This is a genomic window from Snodgrassella sp. B3800 (genome assembly GCF_026535865.1).
Lineage (GTDB): Bacteria > Pseudomonadota > Gammaproteobacteria > Burkholderiales > Neisseriaceae > Snodgrassella > Snodgrassella alvi_E.
In genome coordinates this window covers 152693-169695 of sequence record NZ_JAFNPH010000004.1, presented here as the reverse complement: position 1 = coordinate 169695, position 17003 = coordinate 152693, and the positions used below count along the sequence as shown (strand labels likewise).

Below are 17003 nucleotides of genomic sequence, written 5' to 3'. Positions count from 1 at the left end.
ATGCAACCTTTTCAATACTATATCGGCCTAATGTCAGGTACCAGCATGGATGGAATTGATGCCGTGCTGGCCACACTCAGCGGTACCAAATGGCGGGGCGTCAGTGCTCATGCCTTCATTGCTTATCCCGATGAACTGAAACAACATTTACTTGCTTTACAAATCCCCGCCCACAACGAGCTTGCACAGGCCGCACTACTAGCACAGCAACTGGCTCAGCTCAATGCACAGGCCGTCAGTGCCGTTCTCAGCCACGCTCGGATAAAGCCAGAAGCCATCACCGCACTCGGCTGTCATGGCCAAACCATACGCCATGCACCACAACAGCACTACAGTATTCAGTTGATGGATTGGGCACTGCTGGCCGAGCTGACAGGTATTACCACAGTTGGAGATTTCCGTAGCCGCGATTTAGCCGCAGGCGGTCAGGGAGCACCACTAGTTCCAGCCTTTCATCAAGCTGTGTTTGCCAGTACACAGCAATCACGCGTAGTACTGAATTTAGGCGGCATAGCCAACATCAGCGTCCTACCTCCTAGCCGGCCGGCTTTCGGCTTCGACACAGGGCCTGCCAATATGCTGATGGATGCATGGGTACAATTACACTGGCAACAACAATATGATCACAACGGTACACTTGCCAGTAATGGGCAAATTATTGTGTCACTGCTGCAATCCATGCTTAGCGATGCTTATTTTGCCCAGCCTTATCCCAAAAGCACCGGCCGTGATTTATTCAGCCTGAATTGGCTCAGCCACTACCTCAGTGGTAGAGAAAATCCGGCAGATGTATTGCGTACCTTACTGGAGCTCTCCGCACAAACAGCTGTCAGCGCCATCATCAGCGCTGCACCCCACACCGAATGCGTATACGTCTGTGGCGGCGGCAGCCAAAACATGCTGCTCATGCAAACATTGAGACAATTACTCAGCCGGCACCACATCACCCTGCATACCACTGATGCATTACAACTTCCAGCACAACTGGTTGAAGCAGCCGCTTTTGCATGGCTTGCCTCGTGCTGGTATCAGCGCCAGCCGGTAGCCACTCACTTCGCCACCGGTGCTGCCGGTGCGCGCATTCCTGGCTGCGGCTACTGGGCTTAACCATCAGCAAAAAACCGTTAAATCCTGTTACCAGCACCAGTATTCCGTCCAACAGACTTTATAATAACCAGTTAATTTAAGATAAGAATACCGCTACAGTCGCAATATTTATGGCCACAACACCAAAAAAATCTGTTTCCCGCAAACAGCCCGCGCAAAAAGTAAAATCAACCAAAACCAGCAAACCAAAACAGCCTTGGTTAATGAATTTAATTAACGACATATTCTGGTTACTGGCACTAATGGTAACGATTTTTGTCATGCTGTCTTTAGCCAGCTTCAACATGGCCGATCCTGCATGGTCGCGCGGCATCGTCCAGCTCGACAAAATCCATAATCTAGCCGGCCTTACTGGAGCATGGTTGGCTGACATCGGCTATTACATTTTTGGCTTTTCAGTCTGGTGGTGCATCATTGCAGCACTAATTGCCTTGTATCAGAGTTTCCGCCCCCTAAATGCCCGTTCACTCAACACCAGCGATAACAGCAAGCCATACAGCAGTTGGCTGGCCATAACCGGCCTGATTATCCTACTGATTTTCAGCCCCACACTGGAAAATTTAGTACTGGCAAACCTGTTAGAAGAAGCCCTGCCCATCGGCGCCGGCGGATTAATCGGACAGATATTGAGCCATCTACTGCAACAATTTTTCGGCCTAACCGGCGGACTGGTAATCAGTATTTTCATGATGCTGATTGGCCTATCGCTACTAATACAAGTTTCATGGCTAACGGTAATCGAAAAAATCGGGGCGCAATTCGAATGGATATGGTGTAAACTGCTGCGCCGCCCGCAACGCCTGATTACCGAATTCCCGAATAACAAAACTGTACAGCGCATGGTTAAACAAGCCAAAACCATCACTGCCAAAAATATTGATACACCGGTTGTGGCCAGTAGCAATCGCAAAAACGTAGTCGTGCGCAGCGAAGCCCCCGCAGCTCAGGAACTAACCATACCCGAACCAGCAGATACCAGTCCCGCCAGCAGCAAAAAAACACAGGGATTGATACAGCTACCGGAAATCAATCTTTTGACCAAACCCACCATCCAGCCAACAGCCATCAACAATGAAGAGCTGCAACAAACTGCCGCACATATCGAATCCAAACTAAAAGAATTCGGAGTAGAAGTAGACGTTACAAGCGCTACCACCGGCCCTGTCATCACCCGCTATGAAATCGAACCAGCACAAGGCGTAAAAGGCAGCCAGATAGTCAATCTCAACAAAGATCTTGCGCGCTCACTTTCCGTTCAGAGCGTAAGAGTCGTGGAAACCATTGCTGGTAAAACCACCATGGGTATCGAACTTCCAAACGAACAGCGCCAGAACGTTCTACTGGCAGAAATTTTAGGCGCTAGAATATTTCACGACGCCAGCGATAAACTGACCATGGCCATGGGCAAAGACATCGCAGGCGCACCTGTTATCGCCAGTTTGGCCAAAATGCCACATTTACTAGTAGCCGGTACTACTGGTTCCGGTAAATCGGTCGGCGTTAACTGTATGATATTGTCGATTCTGTACAAGGCACAGCCAGATGAAGTCCGCTTTATCATGGTAGACCCAAAAATGCTCGAACTGAGCGTATACGACGGTATCCCGCATTTACTTGCACCTGTCGTTACCGACATGAAAGAAGCGGCACAGGCACTGAACTGGTGTGTAACTGAAATGGAAAAACGTTATCGTCTACTGGCACACGTTGGCGTACGCAATATCAGTGGCTTCAACGACAAAGTAGCCGTAGCCAAAACCAGCGGCACACCACTTGTTAATCCATTCAGCACCAATCCAGATGAACCAGAACCACTAAACAAACTGCCGTATATAGTTGTGGTAATTGACGAACTGGCTGATCTAATGATGGTTGAAGGAAAAAAAGTCGAGCAGCAGATTGCCCGTCTGGCACAAAAAGCCCGCGCAGCCGGCATTCACCTGATATTGGCCACCCAACGGCCTAGCGTCGATGTCATTACCGGACTGATAAAAGCCAATATCCCCACCCGCCTATCCTTTCAGGTATCCAGTAAAATCGATAGCCGTACCATTCTCGACCAGATGGGTGCTGAAAACCTCTTAGGCAAAGGAGACATGCTGTTTTTACCTCCGGGGCAGGCTGAGCCTACACGGCTACATGGTGCCTTTGTATCCGATGAAGAAGTACATGCAGTTGTTAATTTTATCAAGCAGCAGGCACCTACCCAATACGTAGAAGGCATACTTTCTGGAGAAGCCGCACAAACCAACGTCAATCAGGTTAACCCAAATGCCAACAGCGACGAATTATTCGATCAGGCCGTGGCGTTTGTACTTGAAACCCGAAAAACCTCAATTTCATCCCTCCAGCGCCATTTACGCATCGGCTACAACCGTGCCGCCAACCTAATGGAAGCACTGGAAGCCGCCGGAATCGTTTCTGCCGCCGAGCTGGGAGGCAACCGGCGCATACTGGCACAAAAGGACAATATCTAAATCTTTGTCTCTTCTGCCAGCTTCCAAAAAACTCAAGCCGCAACCCTAATCGATTGCGGCTTTAAAATTTTATCCTGATAACCTATTTCGCCCTTTTGCCGGCATATACAAAACCAAAGGCACCAATCACAATCATCGGCAGACTCAACCATTGCCCCATCGACATATGCATCGCTAGCAACCCTAAAAAATCATCCGGTTCTCTCGCAAACTCAACAATAAAACGAAACACTCCGTAGCCCAGCAAAAATAACATCGATGTCTGTCCCAGAGGACGAGGCTTTTTCACAAACAGCCACATAATCACAAAGAGCACAATACCTTCCAGCAAAAACTCGTAGAGTTGCGAAGGATGACGTGGCAACATCTGAAACTTTTCCCATACCGGCAGCCATTTCTGTGGATCCTGCATCACCAGCGCCATATCTTCTTCTCGCGCATGCGGAAAACCCATCGCCCAAAAAGCATTCACACTGGTTACCCGTCCCCATAGTTCGCCATTAATAAAATTACCAATACGCCCGCAGGCCAGTCCCAGCGGCACCAGTGGCGCCACAAAATCCGCTACCCCCCAGAACCGCAAGTGGTGACGGCGCGCAAACAGTAACATTGCCACCAGCACACCCACAAATCCGCCGTGAAACGACATCCCACCCTGCCAGACTTTCAGTATTTCCAATGGATGGCTCAGATAGAATGCCGGCTGATAAAACAGCACATAGCCCAAACGGCCGCCTAATATCACCCCAAAAACACCCCAGGTAATAAAATCATCCAGCAGCTCATTAGTAAATACCGTTTGTCCGCTTCGTATGCGCCGTCGCCCAAGCCAGATAAACAAACAAAAACCAACAATATAACTCAACGCATACCAGCGAATCGCCAGCGGTCCCAGATGCACCAGCACCGGGTCAAAATTCGGATGAATCATCATAAACTTAGCATTCCTCAGATATCCTGCCCAACGTACCGGCCAAAAACTCACAGCCGGACATAAACACCATGGCCATAACACCACAGCCAAAACAGCTCACAGTTTAACTCAAGCAGCCAAACCATGCCCTAATTTCATTACAACCACACATTAGCCACTAACGGATAGCCGCAGCAAATATCACAAATATCCTCAACTGCATTGACATCACAACGCAAGCCGCCTAACATAAAATATGTATTTTATATACATATTAAAACAATCAGGAGAGCACTTATGCAATTAACTGACAAACAAATCGAACTAATTCAGGCCACCATACCCACACTCCAGCAACACGGCGTAGAACTAACCCGCTATTTTTACAATAGAATGCTTAGCAACCATCCAGAGCTAAAAGAAACATTCAATCTCGGCAATCAGCGCAACGATGCACAGCCACAGGCACTTGCCAAAGCCATACTCGCCTATGCACAAAACATCACTAAATTGCAAAATCTTGGCGACGCCGTCAGCCAAATAGCACACCGCCATGTCAGCCTCGATATACAGCCAGAACAATATCCAATAGTCGGCACCAACCTATTACATTCCATCAGCGAAGTATTAAACGTACCTATGGATAGCGAATTGATAGCAGCATGGACAGCCGCCTATCAGCAACTAGCCGATATTCTCATAAAAACCGAAGCTAATCTTTATCAGCAGCAGGAGAAAAATTATGGCGGCTGGAATGGTTGGAAAAAATTTAAAATTGTAGACAAACAGCCAGAAAGTAGCGAAATCACATCTTTTTATCTACAACCTGCAGACAATACACCACTACCCACCTATCAACCCGGACAATATATATCCGTACGCGTCATGGTGCCCCAGTTAGGAATCAAACAACCACGTCAGTATTCTTTGTCAGACAGCAACCATCCAGACTATTTTCGCATCAGTATAAAAAAAGAAGCTGCAGACCAGCAGCATGAAGCAGGTTATGTTTCCAATACCCTTCATCAACATTATCATATCGGAGACGAAATAGAAGCCACCCATCCTACTGGTACTTTCCTATTACACCATACCGATAAAAGCATCGTACTCATCAGCGCCGGTGTAGGTATTACTCCTATGATTGCCATACTTAATACCCTTGCCGCAAACAAAAACCAACAACATATCAGCTTTATCCATGCCTGCCGCAACAGCGACGTACTAGCCATGCACCAACACATCATCGGCTTGCAGCAGAGCATGCACAATCTACATAGCTATCTGGCTTGTGAAAATCCTGGTACCGAACTGATGGCAGACAAAAAAGGGCGACTTGAGCTTTCCGAATTGGATAATAGCCTCCTACCCAGCGATGCTGACTATTATCTGTGCGGACCCAAAGCATTCATGCATAGCCAATATCAGGCTTTGCGCAAACTGCACATCCCCCAGAATCAAATCTTTATGGAGCTCTTTGGTACAGGTGGATTCAGCCAGCATGCAGCCTGATAAACCGGCAGTTTTTAAACATTGAACTTTTCATGGCAGCTGAAAACAGGCAAAATCATTACATCAACAACCCAACAGTCTGCCATGCAATTAAACCGATTCACCGATTTAGGTTTGCGCGTCTTATTATCCCTGCAATACCTGCCCGAATCCGAACTTTCCACCGTAGAAAACCTAGCCAAACAGCTTAACGTCTCCAGAAACCATCTGGTAAAAATCGTCTATTTCATGGCACAGGCAGGTTGGATAGAATCTTTCAAAGGCAGAAACGGCGGCATCAGACTGGCTGCCGGCAGCCAACAGCTCCAACTAGGCTCAATCGTACAAGCTCTAGAAGAAGCCTCATCCGAAATAACCACATTAATCAACTGCCAGCAGCCCCTCTGCTCCATGACAGAATTCTGCTTTTTGCCCCAGATGTTCAATCAGGCACAACAGGCATTCTACGCATCACTAAACCAATATACCCTCAAACAGCTTCAAGTACCTCCTACCAATCAGGCCGTTATCAAATGGCTTTCTCAATAGAGCGAGTTAAAAAGCCGGTACCTAATACCGGCCAAAACCCTTACATCACATCTTCAGTTTCAGATGAAGGAGACTCAGACACCGGCGCGCCAATTATTCCATTCAGCAGCCCCTCTGCAGCAGGCGGCTGTGGAATCAGCGTATTCAACGCCAGTACCGATGCATTCAATACCGGATAGTCTCTAAAATCAATCTGGTACCCCCCGTCACTGGTCGAATGCAGACTAGCACGTGCCCCTAGCGGGAATGTAACCTTATCAGTTGTATGCCCAAACGGAAATCCAGTTAACACGGGTATCCGCGTCAAACGCGCTATCGTCTGTACCACCGCATTAAATGTATAGCTACTGTCATATACATCCCGTATCGCACCCATACGAAAATTGCCCAGCACAATCGCCTGCTGCCGCTTCAAAATGCCACTCAGATATAAAGTTTGAAGCATTCGTTCAATCCGATAAGGCTGTTCCCCTACATCCTCAATAAACAGAATCCCGCCCTCAACCTGAGGCATATAAGGGGAACCCACCAGCGCAGACAGCACACTCAGATTACCGCCCCACAACACGCCTTCAGCCCGAACCTGATAATTCTGCATCGCAGGTACCACAACCGACATCGACGGATTGCAGCTATTATCTATAAACGAACGAGTGGTGAATTCACTCATCTGTGGCTTACCAAACTCACTATACAGCATCGGGCCGGCAAAACTGCACATCTGCCCCTGTGCCAAAAGCGCCAACTGTACTGCCGTCACATCACTATAACCAAACAGCAGCGTACCCTGTTCTCGCATACGGGCACCCAAAGTCGGCCAATTAACCAAAGGCAGAATACGCATCGCCCCATAGCCCCCGCGCAATCCCATCAACATTTTAGGAACTTGCACACGGCCAGCGGCCACATCCTGCAAATCAGCCGCACGCTCAGCATCACTGCCGGCAAAACGCTGATAGCGGCGCACATATGCCTGCTGATTAGTAACTGCAAAACCAGCAGTAGCCAGACGTTGTGCCGCCAAATCACTGCGGCTGGTACTTTCTCCAAAACCGGAACACGCAAAAATACGCATAGAATTCAGATTACCATTAGATGGTTTCAGCACTTTAGAAGCAGACACCGGTGTAACAGAAGGTTTCTGAGTACTGCCACATGCCTGCAACAAACCAGCACCGGCAAAAGCAGCACCAGCACGCAAAAATCCACGACGGCTTTGATGTTGTAAATCCATAAATACTCACTTTCTGCTCCGGCAGCTCATCCCGCTGAGAAAACAGCAGCCAATATCATACAAAACAGCTCAAACCAAAAACTACCGGCCTGCACCGTTAAATAAAATCCTACTATAGCCCTGTTTGTCATTAATAGCAGCAAAAAAATTAACAAAAGGCATGGAGTCACCATGCCTTTCTACATCCAGAAAATAATTTAATGTTGCTGAGGTATCGCTTTTAATAAATCCAGCAGAATAGCCCAGCATTCTGCCACTGCCGCAATCTCTACCCTTTCCTTAGGCGAGTGCGCCGCACGGATTGTTGGGCCGAAAGAGACCATATCCAGATGCGGCGCTTTTCCACTCAGAATACCGCATTCCAACCCCGCATGAATAATTTGCAATGGCGGTTTCTTACCATAATGGCGCTCAAAAATATCACTAGTCAGTTTCAGCAAAGCCGAATCGGGATTTGGTGCCCAGCCAGGATAATCTGCTGTCAGTTCCAGCTTTGCTCCAGCCATACGTGCCAAAGCTTGCAAACGCAGACTGAATTCATCTTTTGGTGTCTCCAGCAACGAACGCATCAGACAGTGAATCAGCAAACCATCCGCACCTGTCCTGACTTCTCCCATATTCGAAGATGTCTCCACAACTCCCTCAAAGTCCGGACTCATACGCATTACCCCGTTGGGAACCGCCATCAACAAATCCAGCGCCTGCTGTGTACTCTCAAAAGAAGCTGCCTGAAGCAGATTTTCCGCAGCCAGCACCTCAATACATAACTGCGTTTCTTCCGCCCACTCATCTGTAATGACCGCTGCAATCGGCTCCAGCAGCGCTTTTGCCCTAGCTTCATCCAGCACAATCACCGCTTCCGCCTCGCGCGTAATCACATTTCGCAACTCACCACCCTGCCACGAGCCCAGAGCAAATGGTACCTGCGCATAGATTTCAGCCAGCACACGAGCGAGCAAAACGTTAGCATTAGCATGATTTTTATCAATATCTACGCCAGAATGGCCGCCACGTAAACCAGAAACACGTATCCTACAGGCAGAAGCCTGATTAGACAGCCAATCTAGCGGCAAGGTTATACTGGCATCTCTTCCACCGGCACAGCCAATAAAAATCTCACCCGCCTCTTCCGTATCCAAATTAATCAGATACGGCATCTGCAACCAATCAGCACTCAGCGCTTCCGCACCACCCATGCCGATTTCTTCTTCCACCGTCACAATCAGTGTAATATCAGGATGTGCCACATCATCAGCAAACAGCACAGCTAGCCCCATAGCCAGACCAATACCATTATCTGCACCCAGCGTAGTATCGTTGGCCCACATCCAACCATCCTTAATCTGCATCTGTATCGGATCACGCTTAAAATCATGCAGCGACCCTGCACCTTTCTGAGCCACCATATCCATATGTGCCTGAAGTGCCACTGGTGCATAGTTTTCCATACCTACTGTCGCAGGTTTCTGAATACGCAGATTACCCTTAGCATCAATATCCGTGTTCAGACCCCGCTCATGTGCAGCCTGCACCAACATGTCGCGCACCGCCTGTTCATGAAATGTAGGACGAGGCACCGCACACAAACGAGCAAACCATTGCCATACCGGCTGCGGTTGTAAATCTTCTATAGTATTCATATTTAAATCCATCACCAACAAAATAAATCAGGCCACCATATGGCAGCCTGAACATAGTGTCAACCGGCAAACTAAAACTTAACACCTTTATGCAAAGCCACCACCCCTGCCGTTAAATTATGGTAACTCACACTATCAAAACCAGCATCCAGCATCATCTGCTTCAATGTCTCCTGATCCGGATGCATACGAATAGATTCAGCCAAATACTGATAACTGTCTGCGTCTTTCGCAATCAACTTACCCATCAGTGGCAGCATCTTAAAAGAGTACAAATCATATACCGGCTTAAGCGGCTTAAATACATGAGAGAATTCGAGCACCAACAGCGTTCCACCAGGCTGCAACACTCGATACATTTCTGCCAGTGCCACATCCTTGTGCGTCATATTTCGCAAACCAAACGACACCGATACCAAATTAAAATAATTATCCGGAAACGGCAGCTTTTCTGCATCACACAATGCCACTGGCAAAGCCATTCCTTCATTCAGCAGCCGGTCACGCCCCACTGTCAACATCGAAGAATTGATATCCGTCAGCCAGACCTCACCACTGTGTCCTACCCTTTTGGCCCAACCACGCGACAAATCACCCGAACCACCGGCAATATCAAGCACCTTATCTCCTTTACGTAAAGGAGCTGTGGTAATCGTAAAATGTTTCCAAACCCGATGCAGACCACCAGACATCACATCATTCATCACATCATAGTTTTTGGCTACCGAATGGAATACACCGGCAACACGTCCCGCCTTTTCATCTTCATCAACAGTCTGATAACCAAAATGAGTTTTGTGATCGCTCATACCACACTTTCAGAGTTAAACATTGCCCAAATAAAATCAGCCAGCCATCCACATCAGCTCAGCCGCAGCTTCAATTAGGTAGGTTCACGGCTGGCACCAGCCAGCAATAATTTTTGTTCATAAGCAGCCCAAAGCTCAGGCTGACGTATCGCCAAATCATACAAATAAGCCCAATCATACAGCCCAGTGTCATGCCCATCAGAAAAAGCAATACGCAAAGCATAATTACCCACCTGCTGTAAACCGGCTATCGTCACGTAGCGTTTACCAGTTTGCAATACCTCTTGACCCGCACCATGACCTCGCACCTCTGCACTCGGCGAATATACACGTAGATACTCAGCCATCAGTTCAAACGTCTGTCCAGTATAATCCAGTCGCAGCACCTGCCGATTCTGGCACAAACGGATTTCTGTCGGCACCTTCTCCTGCATAGAAACCGTATCCCCATCACAAGACATTAAGAAACCATACCTATTCTAACCTAATATACCCTATACTGCCCACCCAATAAGCATTCAGCATAATTGGTAATATCACTAATTTACATATAATGAACAGATTAAGAAAAAATGTATTCAACGAATTCAAGTACTTGACAAATATAAATCATTTTATTCATTTAACGAATTAAGTATGATTAAATGTCTTAATGAAATTAATTCCAAGCAGTTCAATCATTATCAGTAGAATTCAAACTAAAACTGGCTTTTTTTAGTTAAAAAATACCCAAGAAAATGCTGATGTTAGGCACTAATCATAAAAACAAATGACAAACTCCAATTAAATTACCATATTTACCCATTATTGTTTTGTTTCACTAAATGCAAAATATTATTGATAGCGGTTTTAGCCTGAGGACTATTTTTCCAACAAACTGAGCCTGTTAACAATACCCCTTGGTTAAGGATTTCATCTGAAGTAACCTTGCGTAATTTATCAAAAGAATCGAGCTGCATTTGCTCGAGTCTGTCAACAATTTTGCTACCCACAAATTTTAGTTCTAGCAATTGCTGTCGCTCAGATTCAGAAAAAGCCATATCAAACCTTTTAAATTACATAAATATTAATTTTAAGTTACGTTTGCATTATTGCGTTCAATTTTTTCTACTCCCTGATTTTGCTTCGAAACGTTTTAAAAGGTGCCACCGAACTGATATAAATAAAACACACTACCGTCCAAGATTCAGGGAAAAGTAAACAACAAATAAATTAATGACATCAAAATCAACATAATCTATCTTTGAGCAAATATCGTTCATACTACAGAGCTTTTGGGCAATACCCTAAAAATTATTCAACCCAATCCGTACAGACTATTTTATGCATACACTTTGCAAGCCACTACTTAAAGAAGTATATTAACCCTATCAAAAATAGCCAGAGGACGCATACCATGCAAACCAAAGCCATCATCGAATACATCGTAAAATGGTTACGCGACTACGCCGCTCAGGCCAAATGCAAAGGTTTCGTCGTCGGCGTCTCCGGCGGTATCGATTCCGCCGTGGTTTCCACACTTGCAGCCCAAACCGGCCTACCCACACTGGTACTAGAATTGCCCATTCACCAGAAAGTAAACCAAATAGCGCGCGCGCAGGAACACATTCGCCAGCTTAAAAGCCGCTTCAACAACATTGAAGAACACTGGGTCGATCTCACCCGTACTTTCGATTCATTCACCATGGCCGTTGACATCGGCGACAACAAAGATGAGCAAACTCAGCTAGCACTAGCCAATGCCCGCAGCCGTCTGCGAATGATTGCCCTTTACTATTACGCTCAAGAGCGTGGTCTGCTCGTAGTCGGTACCGGCAATAAAGTAGAAGATTTTGGCGTCGGCTTCTTTACCAAATACGGCGACGGCGGCGTAGACCTCAGCCCTATCGCCGACTTACTAAAAACACAAGTATATGAACTGGCCAAAGAACTGAATATCGATCAAAAAATAATCGACGCCCCGCCCACAGACGGCTTGTGGGATGCAGACAAAACCGATGAAGAACAAATTGGCGCCACCTACCCTGAGCTGGAATGGGCAATGGGTGTTTACTCCAACCACACCATAGATGATTTCAGCGGTCGCGAGCGCGAAGTTTTTGCCATCTACGATCGCTATCATCGCGCCATGCAGCACAAAATCAACCCAATACCGGTATGTATCATCCCGCCCGAATTACTCAGTTAATACAAAAAAACCAGATTTTTTAATCTGGTTTTTTGTCGACAGTATTTCTGTACCTGAAACATCCAGAATTATCAGGCCATTTCGCAGCAGTTATCCATAAACAAAAATTAAAAAAACTATCCCAATCCTGAATTCAAAAAGCCAGACAAATTATGTCTGGCTTTTTGAATTAACATTTGAAACTCAATCTTGCTTCAACAAAGAACAGATATATCCCACCACATTATTCATATCCAATTCAGTTGGTTCAGCATCTCTGCGAGCCTGATACTCCACCTTGCCGGCTTTCAGACCGCGGTCACCAATCACAACACGATGCGGGATACCTATCAGTTCTGAATCATGCAGCAGCACCCCAGAGCGTTCATCACGATCATCCAGCAACACATCTACACCGGCCTGCTGCAATTGTGCGTATAAATCATCTGCAGCAGCCTTCACCGTATCAGATTTACGATAATTCATCGGCACTATCACCACCGTAAACGGCGCCATCGCTTCCGTCCAGATAATACCGCGCTCATCATTATTCTGTTCAATAGCAGCCGCTACTACCCGTGTAATACCGATACCGTAACACCCCATCTCCAGCACAACATTCTTGCCGTTCTGATCCAGTACTGTAGCCTGCATCGCCTCTGAGTATTTAGTTCTCAGCTGAAATACATGCCCTACCTCAATACCTCGAGCCAGCTTCAGACTACCCTGACCACACGGGCTCGGGTCACCAGCAATCACCTCACGTAAATCCACAAATTCCGGTTCTGCCGCATCGCGGCCAAAATTAAATCCGGTATAATGATGATCATCCTCATTGGCCCCGATTACCCAATCAGCTGCTTTTGCCATAGCAAAATCAGCATAGACCTTACCATTAAAACCCACTGGTCCCAACGAACCACCATGGGCACCATTAAAAGCTTTCTCAATTGCAGCCACCGATGCCATCGTCAACGGTGCTTTCACACCGGCCAGCTTCTCAGCCTTGATTTCATTCAGATGATGATCGCCACGAACAAGCAAAAGCACCACTGTACCCTCTTCTTCGCCCTCAACCACCAGCGACTTCAGCGTCTGTTCTGCCGGCACATTCAAAAAAGCCACTAATTCATCAATACTGCGCACATTCGGCGTATGCACCTTAGACAACTCTTCAGCAGCACTATGACGTTCACCACTTAGCGGCAAAGTAGCAGCCAGCTCAACATTAGCCGCATAATCAGACCCATCACTATACGCAATTACATCCTCACCGCTTTCCGCCAGTACCTGAAATTCATGCGACCCCGTACCACCAATACTGCCTGTATCAGCCGCAACTGGTCGATAATCCAGACCCAGCCGGTCAAACACCCTGCAATACGCATTAAACATATCCTGATACGATTGTTGCAATGATTCAAATGTCGTATGGAAAGAATAAGCATCTTTCATCACAAACTCACGCGCCCGCATTACCCCGAAACGTGGCCGCACCTCATCACGGAATTTAGTCTGAATATGATAAAAATTCAGTGGCAGCTGCTTATAACTACGAATCTCACTGCGCACAATATCCGTAATGACCTCTTCACAGGTCGGTCCCAGACAGAACTCACGTTCATGGCGGTCTGTAATTCGCAACAATTCCTTACCATAAAACGACCAGCGCCCACTTTCCTGCCATAACTCCGCAGGTTGCACCACCGGCATCAGCAGCTCAATCGAACCGGCACGATTCATTTCCTCACGCACAATACGTTCTACCTTGCGCAACACCCGTAAACCCATTGGCATCCAAGTATACAGACCACTGGCTAAACGACGAATCATCCCCGTCCGCAACATAAGTTTATGGCTGGCCAGCTCCGCTTCTGCCGGAGCTTCTTTCAAAGTCGAAATATAAAACTGACTGGCTTTCATAAAAATCTCCCAAAACAGCCGCCATTGTACCAGCCTCCAGCCACTAAAAAAGCATATCCCTTATAGTAAAAATAAATTTTTCAGCAACAAAAGCCTGAGCAAAATCCATTAGGCGTGATATGATTTATCTACACCAACCACCTAATATCCACTATGAAATATCTGCTCATCTATAGCAGCCGCTTCGGCTACACCAAGAAAATAGCCCAGAAACTGGAAGCACAGTGGACAGCAGCTGGTATTACAGTAAACATAGTGAATCTTGCAGATGCTCCCATTCTCCAGTCAGGAGAATATGATAAAATAATTATTGGAGCCTCTATTCGCTATGGACACTATGCAGCTGCATTGGCACCCTGGATTATTCGAAATCAGCACATCCTCAACAGCACCCCTAGTGCCTTTTACAGCGTCAGCATATTGGCCAACAAACCACATCGCAACACACCGCAAACCCATACTTATACGCGCAAATTCTTCGCTAAAAGCCCTTGGCAGCCTCAAACTATCGGCATTTTCGCCGGAGAACTGCACTATGCCAGATACAATCTTATTGATCGATATATGATGCGCTTAGTTATGAAACTAAACAAAGGCGAAACCAATCTTAACGCGCATATCGAATATACAGACTGGAAAAAAGTAAGAGAATTTGGAGAACAGATACTTAAACTAACCAAATAAACTCAAACCTGATATTACAATCACAAAATCGCCTTTAAAATAAAAAATTGCATACTATATAAGCACACAAAAAAATTTCATTCATAATGAATAAAATAACATCAGAGTAAAACCATATTCTGAACCATCCCTACAAATTTAATTATTGCAATCTAAAGCATATAAACATAAAAATTAAAAACATTTTAAAATCATTATGATAAAAAAATTAATTGAAATAAACTTCCCTTCAGTCTAAAATAATCATATCTCTACCTAAATTATACATTCTTAATTAAGAATTTAAACTTATATTGTTAAAAACAAATAACAAATTGATTTAATTTGGTAGAAAAAAAATAAAAACTCAGAAAATCATATTATTAACATAAAATTTGAATATAAGAATGATTTTTATATCTTATATATAAAAAAGGGGAAAATCTTCATTAAAACCGTTACAACCTCAATTCCATCATGTACAAAAAATATTGTAATTATAAAATTCATAGTGCACTAAAAAGTAAATGTATAAATTCATTAATTTATTATTACGAAATACCAAATAGAGTTCAATAAAAAACATGATAATTAATACATTGAAATATTGATAATTGAAAGGAAATCATACCCAAATCAATAAAAACCAGTATACAAATACCAAATGTCAAATTAGATATTCTATTCAGAACCTATACAATTATAAAGTTAAATTAATTTAAAACTAAAAAAATAAAATAGTTACATACTATAAAATATATTTTACATAAAAATAAAACCTTATTAAGAACAATAAGAAAGAAAAAATAAGCAACCCAAATTTATTAAAATCTACTCAAAGGACTACAATAATGATACAAACAGATAATGAAATGCCAAGTGAAAATAACGATAGCTCATTTCAATACATATTTTCAGCAGGACATGGACAAAACACTATCAACAGCCAGATAAGTAACAATAACAATTATCAGCATATTAAAATACTATTCGAAAATACCAATGTTACAGATATTATTTTTTATCACTTTAAAAATGATTTCATCATAAAAAATAAAAATAACGAAGATTCAGTTACCCTGACAGATTTTTTTAACACCAATCAAACCAATAAATGCCTTTTTACTTTTATCTTCAACGATAAAACATTCAATCCTGAAGATATAACTGATTTAGTCACCACCTTGAACGGCACCGAAAAAGATGATGTACTGAATGGTACCAATAACAACGACATCATTTATGGTGAAAGTGGTAACGATAAACTAAGCGGAAACGAAGGAAATGATCTCTTAATCGGAGGCGATGGAAACGATACTTTAAATGGAGGCAATGGAGACGATATCCTAGTCGGAAGTGAGGGGGACGATATTCTCAAAGGCGATAATGGTTACGACACTCTGATTGGAGGACCAGGCAACGATACCCTTTATGGCGGAAATTTCCATAAAGACCAATATATCTTTCAAAAAGGACATGGACAGGATATTATCATCGACAACGGTTATCAATACGACAAACAAGAGTATAACGATATCGTATTTGAACAAGCTAGCTCCATAAACGCTGAATTCATCCGTTCTAATATGGACTTAATCATCCAAGCATATGGTAACGACGATTCCGTTACTTTCAAAGACTATTTTGACCCAAACAGTAATTACAACAACGCCTTCAATTTTATATTTGAAGATAAAACATTAAGTTACGATGATATTACTGCTATGTCGTTTACCTTAGGTGGTACTTCTGGTGACGATATCATAAAAGGCTGGAATGGCAACGATATCATTGCAGGCGGTGCAGGTAATGACCAATTGTATGGTGGTAACGGTGTAGATAATATTTTTGGCGGTAAAGGCAACGACACACTCTATGGTGAAAACGGTAGTGATTATTTAAGCGGTGGTGATGGTAATGATACTCTCAACGGCGGTGCCGACAATGATATCCTGTATGGTGGCTCTGGCGACGACACCTTAAATGGTGGTACTGGCTACGATATCCTTATTGGCGGTACCGGCAATGAT

Annotated in this window: 14 protein-coding genes; 7 read left to right on the top strand and 7 right to left on the bottom strand. The window is 44.7% G+C overall.

The window, feature by feature from the left end:
• Complete coding sequence (locus J3U64_RS07580; protein WP_267408799.1) at positions 1-1107, top strand: anhydro-N-acetylmuramic acid kinase; 1107 nt, start codon at positions 1-3, stop codon at positions 1105-1107.
• Positions 1108-1217: 110 nt separating this feature from the next.
• Positions 1218-3584, top strand: coding sequence for a DNA translocase FtsK (locus J3U64_RS07575; RefSeq protein ID WP_267408798.1), 2367 nt, complete (start codon positions 1218-1220; stop codon positions 3582-3584).
• A gap of 82 nt (positions 3585-3666) precedes the next feature.
• Here J3U64_RS07575 and lgt read toward each other — a convergent pair whose 3' ends face one another.
• Positions 3667-4518 (bottom strand): prolipoprotein diacylglyceryl transferase, encoded by an 852-nt coding sequence (lgt, locus tag J3U64_RS07570; protein WP_267408797.1) that lies wholly within the window; start codon positions 4516-4518, stop codon positions 3667-3669.
• A 276-nt stretch (positions 4519-4794) separates the two neighbouring features.
• Here lgt and hmpA point away from each other — a divergent pair, with 276 nt between their 5' ends.
• Positions 4795-6009 carry an NO-inducible flavohemoprotein gene (gene hmpA, locus J3U64_RS07565; RefSeq protein ID WP_267408796.1) on the top strand — a complete coding sequence of 405 codons (1215 nt, stop codon included), beginning with the start codon at positions 4795-4797 and terminating at the stop codon, positions 6007-6009.
• Positions 6010-6093: 84 nt separating this feature from the next.
• Complete coding sequence (locus J3U64_RS07560; protein ID WP_267408795.1) at positions 6094-6537, top strand: Rrf2 family transcriptional regulator; 444 nt, start codon at positions 6094-6096, stop codon at positions 6535-6537.
• 40 nt (positions 6538-6577) lie between these two features.
• Here the strand turns inward: J3U64_RS07560 and J3U64_RS07555 are convergent, their stop codons facing one another.
• The 5 genes from J3U64_RS07555 to J3U64_RS07535 form a co-directional block, all read right to left on the bottom strand.
• Entirely contained in the window at positions 6578-7771 is a 1194-nt protein-coding gene (locus J3U64_RS07555) for an LD-carboxypeptidase (RefSeq protein ID WP_267408794.1), read from the bottom strand.
• Between the two features lie 197 nt (positions 7772-7968).
• The gene (locus J3U64_RS07550) at positions 7969-9411 is read right to left on the bottom strand and encodes an aminoacyl-histidine dipeptidase (RefSeq protein ID WP_267408793.1); all 1443 of its coding nucleotides are present in this window, start codon (positions 9409-9411) and stop codon (positions 7969-7971) included.
• A 71-nt stretch (positions 9412-9482) separates the two neighbouring features.
• On the bottom strand, positions 9483-10220 hold the full coding sequence (gene ubiE / locus J3U64_RS07545; protein ID WP_267389944.1) for a bifunctional demethylmenaquinone methyltransferase/2-methoxy-6-polyprenyl-1,4-benzoquinol methylase UbiE: 738 nt from the start codon (positions 10218-10220) through the stop codon (positions 9483-9485).
• Positions 10221-10294: 74 nt separating this feature from the next.
• On the bottom strand, positions 10295-10681 hold the full coding sequence (locus J3U64_RS07540) for a DUF971 domain-containing protein (protein WP_323811397.1): 387 nt from the start codon (positions 10679-10681) through the stop codon (positions 10295-10297).
• A 336-nt stretch (positions 10682-11017) separates the two neighbouring features.
• The gene (locus J3U64_RS07535) at positions 11018-11260 is read right to left on the bottom strand and encodes a recombinase RecA (protein ID WP_267408792.1); all 243 of its coding nucleotides are present in this window, start codon (positions 11258-11260) and stop codon (positions 11018-11020) included.
• 356 nt (positions 11261-11616) lie between these two features.
• Between J3U64_RS07535 and nadE the strand changes: the two genes are divergently transcribed.
• Positions 11617-12408: an NAD(+) synthase gene (nadE, locus tag J3U64_RS07530; protein WP_267389942.1), complete on the top strand. Its 792-nt coding sequence runs from the start codon at positions 11617-11619 to the stop codon at positions 12406-12408.
• Between the two features lie 183 nt (positions 12409-12591).
• Here the strand turns inward: nadE and J3U64_RS07525 are convergent, their stop codons facing one another.
• Entirely contained in the window at positions 12592-14310 is a 1719-nt protein-coding gene (locus J3U64_RS07525; RefSeq protein WP_267408791.1) for a proline--tRNA ligase, read from the bottom strand.
• Between the two features lie 153 nt (positions 14311-14463).
• Between J3U64_RS07525 and hemG the strand changes: the two genes are divergently transcribed.
• Both hemG and J3U64_RS07515 read left to right on the top strand, forming a co-directional pair.
• A complete protein-coding gene (gene hemG, locus J3U64_RS07520; protein ID WP_267408790.1) occupies positions 14464-14994 on the top strand; it encodes a menaquinone-dependent protoporphyrinogen IX dehydrogenase in 531 nt (176 codons plus the stop codon).
• Between the two features lie 1163 nt (positions 14995-16157).
• A partial coding sequence (locus J3U64_RS07515) for a calcium-binding protein (RefSeq protein ID WP_267408789.1) occupies positions 16158-17003 on the top strand: 846 nt, incomplete at its 3' end.